Below are 7579 nucleotides of genomic sequence, written 5' to 3'. Positions count from 1 at the left end.
CCCCCCCCCCCCCCCCCCCCCCCCCCCCCCCCCCCCCCCCCCCCCCCCCCCCCCCCCCCCCCCCCCCCCCCCGCCGCGCCGCCGCCCCCCCCCCCCCCCCCCCCCCCCCCCACCTCTCCCCGCAGAAGAGCGGGGAGAGGTTAGGGAGGCAACCTCTCTCACTCCCTCGCCCCGTTCTTACGGGGAGAGGGTGGGGTGAGGGGCTGCCTCCGCAAATTCAAATCGAATTGTGAGCCTCAGTACTGCGGCTCGTACATCTGGGACTGAACCAGTCCCTTCACGTCATTGGGCGCGGGTCCGTCCGCGAGCCCGCGCTGAAAAGCGACATCGGCGACGGCGGCGGCGATACGCACCGAGACCTCGCGGATGCGCGGCAGCGCCGGATAGAGGCTGCCCTGCGCGAGATCGTCCTTGCCGACGCAGTCGGCGAGCGTATGGGCGGCCGCCATGAACATCTCGTCCGTCACCAGCCGCGAGCGGCTGGCGATGACGCCGAGGCCGACGCCCGGAAAGATGTAGGAGTTGTTGCCCTGGCGCGGCACGAAGGTACGACCGTTGAGCTTGACCGGGTCATACGGACTGCCGCAGGCAAACAGCGCGCGGCCCCCGGTGTAGCGGTAGGCGTCCTCCGCCGAGCATTCGGCCTTCGAAGTCGGATTGGAGAGCGCGAACACGATCGGCTGCTCGTTGAGCTCGGCCATCGCCTTGAGCACGTCGGGCGTGAAGGCACCCCCGACCGCGGCAACACCGATGATCGCCGTCGGCTTCAGCGTCCTGATCGCCGTGAGGAAGTCGGCGATCGGCGCCTGGCCGGCATGGGCATAACGGAGCTTGTGGCCGGACAGGCCTTCACGGCCGCCGACGACGAGGCCGCGGGAATCCACCAGCCAGTTGCGGCGGAGCGCTTCTGCCTCAGAGGCGCCCTCCGCCATCATCGCGGACGTCACGAGATCGGCGATGCCGGTCGCGGCCTCGCCCGCGCCGAGGAACAGGATGCGCTGTTCCTTCAGCTTGCCGCCGTTGACGCGCAGCGCCGAAAACAGGCCCGCGAGCGCCACCGCAGCCGTGCCCTGGATGTCGTCGTTGAAGACGCAGGCCTCATCGCGGTATTTGTGCAGCAGCTTGAACGCCGAATGGTTGGCGAAATCCTCGAACTGGATCAGCACTCCCGGAAAGGTCTTTCGCGCGGCGACCATGAACTCGTCGACGAAGCTGTCATAGGGCTCGCCCGTGAGCCGCCGCTCGCGCAAGCCGAGATAATACGGGTCTTTCAGCAGCTCTTCGTTGTTGGTGCCGACGTCGAGCACGATCGGCAGGCACGTTTCGGGATGCACGCCGGCGCAGGCGGAATACAGCGAGAGCTTTCCGACCGGAATGCCCATGCCGTTGGCGCCGAGATCGCCGAGGCCGAGGATGCGCTCGCCATCGGTGACGACGATCAGCTTGGCCGGATAGGGCCAGTTCTTCAGGATCTCGGCGATCTGGCCGCGATCGCGCGAGGAGATGAACATACCGCGCGGGCGCTGGAAGATCAGGCCGTATTTCTGGCAGGCGAGCCCGACCGTCGGCGTGTAGATGATCGGCTGGATCTCGTCGATATTGTCGACGACGACACGGAAGAACAGCGCCTCGTTGCGGTCATGCAACGCATTCAGCGCGACATATTTCTCGAGATCGGTCGGCAGCGTGCGCAGATTGACGAGCACGCGCTCGACCTGGGTCTCCATCGTCAGCACGCAAGGCGGAAGCAGGCCGCGCAGGCCGAGCGCATCACGCTCTTGCCCGGTGAAGGCGGTGCCCTTGTTGAGCAGGGGATCGCGCAGCAGCGCCATGCCGTGCACGGAATCGGACGATGTCGAATGGGCGCTGACCCGAGCAGGTCTATTCACGAATTCCCCCAGGGAGTTTCTTATTGAAGGGCGGGCATTGTCGGCCAGCGCTCACTGGAGATCAAGGAGGCAGACGCCTGCGGCAAGGATCGTGATCCCGCACCGCAGCGAGGATTCGTGAGAGGCAAAGGTTAACGCCGCAATGCTGGCGCTCCTCGGCATGAGGAGGCCGCCTAGGACGTGTACTCACAAACTCCAAGGCAAAGCTAAGGTCCCACCTGGAGCGCGATCGGCGGCGTGTGACCCCTTAGCCGACTTGCGCAATCTCGTTCACCATGCCGCTCTCGCCTTCATCAACACGAAGAGGTGGGAGCCTGCGGCAATTACCGAGAAAATGACTATGCCCAGCTCGACACCGTGCACACGTTGCGGCGCGTATGTGGAAGCCAGCCAAATAAACAGCCGAACAGCCGCCATGAAGGCGATCATTCCCCACATCACCATCCATTTTGGGGCGTACCACGTCGGCTCGCCGTTACGGCCCCACTGCATTGCAACCCGTTCGCGCTTGATACGAGGTCCAAAGTAAAGGTTGAACGTGAGGACTAGCGCGTTAGCCAGGCCAAAAACGTAATCTGCGGGCAACATGGTTTGCGCCTCCCGGAAACATGGCAAACTTTGCGCGAGACGCATTGGCAATCTATGCTTGTCTTCATGGACGCGCTCGCGTCTCCTTTCGGTGTGGTTGCCAGCGGGTTGACCCGTCACCTGAGCCCGGTTGTGGCCCATCGCCGAAGCCAGCCCCGCCTTTCGTAATCGTGGAGATTGACGCCAGTTCGCCTTTAGTCCATTTTTTGCTCTTGGTTGATACGACCTGCTGCTTGCGCCCTCCGGGGATGGTAAACGTATCCAAGGCTTTCAGCCCTTTGCCCGAACGAGTCGGGCCAGTAACGCAAGCTCTGGCACTTCTTTCTCGTTCACGAGCAAAGGATGGAGACATGCGCGACTTCCGCAACGCTAAGGCCATGGCCCAAACGCTACGTGCGGGCCTTGCTGCCAAAGGTATCAAGATCACCGTTAGCCAAAGCCTTGAACTCATGGCTGTGATGTTCGGTCTAGCCGATTGGAATACGCTATCTGCCGCAATCAAGGCGGAGAAAGCTGTTCCTCGGGAGAGGGTCTCTTCGTTGCCGGCCCTGCGAAGCAATTCGTCCCCGCTGATTTCGGGAGAGCTTGCCACGACGCTACGTCGAGCCATCGGCTTCGCCGACCAGCGAAATCATGAATACGCCACGCTGGAACATCTTCTTCTTTCGCTACTAGAAGACGCTGATGCTTCGGCATCCATTAATACCTGCAATGCCGATCCTACTGGGCTAACGGAGAGACTTGTCGATTACATCGACAGCGACCTGACGAAATTAATTATGGAGATCCGCGCCGAGCCCAAACCGACCGCTGCTTTTCAACGTGTTGTCCAGCGTGCGGAGGTTATGCGGAAAGCGGTGGGTCGCTCCATAGTAACCGGCGCAGACGTCCTTAGGGCAATTCTCTACGAAACGCAGAGCCCGGCTGCGCGCTTTCTCGCTGAACAGGGAATTACCTATCAGGAACTATTCGGAACCGATGGCGCAGGGCGCAGATGAAGCGCGTCGAGGCGGACGTCTAGAATTGGCTCATCTTACTACCTCGGAGGCCATCCGCCCTTCCCCCGATGTTGGCAGCAAACTGGGCATCAGGTGGCCAGTCTTGATGAGCACACGCCCTAGGTGACAGCGTCATTCCGCCTTGATGTCAGCGGCCTTCACGATTGGCCACCATTTCTCGGTCTCGGCCTTCTGGAAGGCTCCGAGCGCTGCGGGCGTTTGCTGATGGGGCGAAGGAATCTCCTGCCCCAATTCGCCAAACCGCTGCTTGACGGAAGCGTCGGCAAGCACGGTGACGATGGCCGCGTTGAGCTTCGCGACGATCTCCTTCGGCGTGTTCTTCGGTGCCCAGATGCCGTGCCAATAGGAGATGTAGAGGCCGGGCAGCCCCGCCTCGTCGACCGTCGGGATATCGGGCGCGGAGGCGAGCCGCGTCGGCGATGTCACCGCGAACGCCTTGATCGCACCGTTCTTGTAGTGCGGCAGCGAGTTGGAGGCCTGATCGAACATGATGTCGATCTGCCCGGCCACGAGATCGATCATGGCGGGCCCCGCGCCGCGATACGGCACGAACTGGAAGTCGGTGCCGGTTCTCTCCTTGAAGAAGACACCGGCGACGTGGGCCCCGGTGCCGGCGCCCGCGGTGCCGGCGGTCACCTTGCCGGGATTGGCCTTCAGCCACGCGATCATCTCTTTCAGAGTGTTGGCCTCGATCGACTTCCGGCCGACGATGAGCTGCGTGCCCATCGCGATCGTCGCGACCGGCTCGAAGTCGGCGATCACGTCGTAAGGCAGCTTGAAGATCGCGCCGTTGAGCACATGCGTGCCCCAATGGCCGATCGTGATCGTGGTGCCGTCAGGCGTTGCGCGCGCGACGCGGGCGCCGGCGATGCTGCCGGAGGCGCCGGCGACGTTTTCGACCACGATCGTCGCGTGCAACTCGGCAGCGACCCGCTCGGACAGGATCCGCGCCAGAGTATCGGTCGGACCGCCCGCAGCGAACGGCACCACGAGGGTGATGGGACGCGATGGAAACAGCTGGGCGTTTGCCGGTGTGGCCCACGCCGCACATCCAAGCAACGCACAAATGACGATCACATGACCGCGCAGTCCAGCCCACCGCCCCCACATTCCATCCACCCTTTTTCACCGCCCGCATGTCGTCAGCGAACTGGGGCGAAGTGAACGCTGCCGGTTCAACCAAGGCAAGCGGTAAGTTTACCGAGCGACTATCCTGCCGCTCGACGCGGCGTCAGATGAGCGGCGCTGTCAGCCGGCGGCGCGATGTGCATCAGGATGGTCTGGGTGGCGGATGCGACCTCGATGCCGTTGTGCTGGAAACGCTGCTTCATGCGGCGGTTGAATTCGCGCTGCACCGGCCAGCGGCCAGCCTCGGTGCAGCGGATCTGGCCCACGATCGACACCATGGCGCCGTCGACCTTGTCGATGCCCCAGAGCTCGAGATCGCCGCGGATCAGGCTGCGGAATTCCACCTCGCGGCGCATCTCGTCGACGATGTCCTTGAGAATCTGGCCGGCGCGGTCGGTATCCTCCTTGTAGGCGACGTTGACGCTGACGGACGCATTGCCCGCGCCGCGGCTGGCATTGGTGATGGTCGTGACCGCGCTGAACGGCACGATGTGCACGGCACCGTCGCCGGCCCGGAGCCTGATCGTGCGGATCGAGACGTTCTCCACCACGCCCGATAGCCCGGACACGCTGACGTTGTCGCCGACCTGGACGGTGTTCTCCAGCAGCAGGAACAGCCCGGTGATGAGGTCCTGCACCAGCTTCTGCGAACCGAAGCCGATGGCGATGCCGACGATGCCGGCGCCCGCCAGCAGCGGTGCGACGTTGACGCCGATTTCGCTGAGCGCCGTGAGGCCGACGACGGTGGCGATCAGGCAGAGCAATGCCGTGCGCAGCATCGGCTGAAAGGTGCGCAGCCGTGCGGCGCGGGCGTAGTGCCCGTCGCGCGACAGCGTGTTGATCTGGCGGTCCAGCAGCGCGTTGCTGGCTTCCCAGACCGCAGCTGCAATGCATACGGCAAGTCCGATCGTCACCACCGCGGAGATCAGCCGGCTGCCGATCTGGCCGCCATAGAACCAGACGATGGCGTCGACGCCCCAGACTTCGAGCACGGCCACCAGGCCGATGAAGGCGATGACGCCGGATACGATCTTGCGCAGCAGTGGCAGATAGCGGTTGGCGCGGATCTCGAGGCCTGGAAAGCGCTGGAGGATTTCCGGCTTGATGCGGAAGCCGCGGTCGATCAGGCCCAGCGTCAGCATGATGGCAACGCGCGCGATCAGCGCCACCGCGATGGTGCCGACGAAATATTGCAGCAGCAACGAATAGCCGTTGCGAATGTTCAGCGCCCACACGGCCCACAGCGCCAGGTCGAGCGCGATGGCAAGATAATGCCAGCCGCCCGCAATGCGGTTGCGCAGTCCCGCCGCGATCCCCTGCCGGTCGGCCGGCGCGCGGATGGCTTCGGCGACCTGGCGGCGGCATTGCAGGATGATCACGACGATGAAGAGATGCACGACCAGCATCACCATGCGCAGGAGCGCGGCATAGCCGCCGCGATGCAGGCCGAGCAGCAGCGCCACATTCGCAAAGGCGATGCCGGAGACGCCGACACCGACGATGCGGCGCGCCCAGATCTCGATATAGGCGGCGGTTTCGGCCTTGACCGGAAACAAGCCGAACGGTCCCGCCAGCACACGGACCACACAGATGAGCCCGCGCGAGAACGCATAGGCATTGACGACGGCGAGGATCACGAGGCGGACGGTGGTGGGCTCGCCGATCTCGGTGCCGAGCAGCGCCGTGGCGACCCCGACAAAGACCAACACGGGTAGCAGCTCGAGCAGGAAGCGTCCCAGCACGAGCGGCAGCCGCAGCATGATTTGCCAGGCCCGCGCCAGGCTGTGGCGGCGCATGTGCAGTTCTGGCGCGGGGGTGACATCGGCCACCGATGACGGGGGATCGGCAATGGGCAATACCTGCACCGGCAGACGCGCCGTTTGCGGCATGCGCCCTTCCAGGAAGGCGACGGGGCGCCGGATCAGACGGAAGATCACCCATTCGGCGCAGAAGGCGCAGCCGAACACCAGCGCGAGCTTCCAACCAATCTCGATCAGGAGATTGTAGGCCGCGGGATCGTTCGCGGTCCGCACGATCCAGTAATAGAACGCCGGGAAGTGCGTGAGCGTCCTGGCCATATCGGCGACGTCTCGCGAAATTTCGCCGATCTCCTCAGACACGGTGAGCATGAGCTGCGCACCGAGGCCGTCGGCCGCGAGCGGGATCGGCGATTTTGGTTCGGGCGCGGGCTGCTGTGCACCGGACGCATTGGCGATCGCACGCAGCGTGTCGATCATCTGCGCGCGCTTCTTGTCATCCTGCAGCGTCTCCAGCGCGCGCTTGGCCTCATCGGGCGATAACGCGGCAGCGCTGTTTGCCGCAGGCGCAGGCGGCGCGGCGCGGACGCTGGAGAGAGACGAGATCGCGATCAAGAGCGCGGCGAGAAGCGCGAAGGCAAGCTTATGCGACACGAGGGATTCCCTGGGAAAAATGAATGCGACGGCGACGTCGGGACCGTCACCGCCGAAGCACATGCATCATGTCGGATCGACGCTATTCGCCCGGGCGCTGTGTCGGAAGTTGGCCAATGAGGCGACATTCTCTTGGCATTTGCCGCGGTGCAGGAAGCGGGAACCACGGTCTCAAGGCCGGACGTGCAGCGATTGGAATGCGGGCACGCGGCTGGAAGCTCGGCTGCGGCCATCCTTCGAGACGCCCGCCTGCGGCGGGCCCTCAGGATGAGGGGATGCGTATGCGGCAGCATTTCAATGCAGATGGATGCAGTTGAGCCTCATCCTGAGGAGGCCGCGAAGCGGTCGTCTCGAAGGACGAGGCGCTCGCTCAGGCGCCGCTGAGACGTCATGTGCGATCGCCCTGATATGCGATCGCCCTGCGTCATTCCGGGAGTCGGCCCGGAATGACGCGATGAGGAGGAGGAGAGAAGCAGGATGTCAAAAGCGCGGCGGCCTCGTCACGGCCATCCGACATGATCGCTGTGATGCAATCGATGTGATG

5 protein-coding genes are annotated in these 7579 nt (G+C 64.1%); 1 reads left to right on the top strand and 4 read right to left on the bottom strand.

All coding sequences use genetic code 11. The annotated features are described in order from the left end of the window. Positions 1 to 236: 236 nt before the first annotated feature. Together AC0L3A_RS34105 and AC0L3A_RS34100 are read right to left on the bottom strand one after the other, a co-directional pair. Entirely contained in the window at positions 237 to 1889 is a 1653-nt protein-coding gene (locus AC0L3A_RS34105; protein WP_473256019.1) for an NAD-dependent malic enzyme, read from the bottom strand. Positions 1890 to 2159: 270 nt separating this feature from the next. Beyond that, positions 2160 to 2477 carry a hypothetical protein gene (locus AC0L3A_RS34100; RefSeq protein WP_473256018.1) on the bottom strand — a complete coding sequence of 106 codons (318 nt, stop codon included), beginning with the start codon at positions 2475 to 2477 and terminating at the stop codon, positions 2160 to 2162. A 350-nt stretch (positions 2478 to 2827) separates the two neighbouring features. On the opposite strand from AC0L3A_RS34100, the gene AC0L3A_RS34095 reads away from it, so the two are divergent. After that, a complete protein-coding gene (locus AC0L3A_RS34095; protein ID WP_473256017.1) occupies positions 2828 to 3475 on the top strand; it encodes a Clp protease N-terminal domain-containing protein in 648 nt (215 codons plus the stop codon). 132 nt (positions 3476 to 3607) lie between these two features. Here the strand turns inward: AC0L3A_RS34095 and AC0L3A_RS34090 are convergent, their stop codons facing one another. Continuing rightward, positions 3608 to 4606, bottom strand: coding sequence for a tripartite tricarboxylate transporter substrate-binding protein (locus tag AC0L3A_RS34090; protein ID WP_473256016.1), 999 nt, complete (start codon positions 4604 to 4606; stop codon positions 3608 to 3610). Positions 4607 to 4704: 98 nt separating this feature from the next. Beyond that, on the bottom strand, positions 4705 to 7035 hold the full coding sequence (locus AC0L3A_RS34085) for a mechanosensitive ion channel domain-containing protein (RefSeq protein ID WP_473256015.1): 2331 nt from the start codon (positions 7033 to 7035) through the stop codon (positions 4705 to 4707). Positions 7036 to 7579: the final 544 nt, after the last annotated feature.

The organism is Bradyrhizobium sp. MI1.3 (assembly GCF_055811695.1).
Note: the sequence above shows the minus strand (reverse complement) of the source record. Positions and strands in the feature narration are given on the sequence as shown.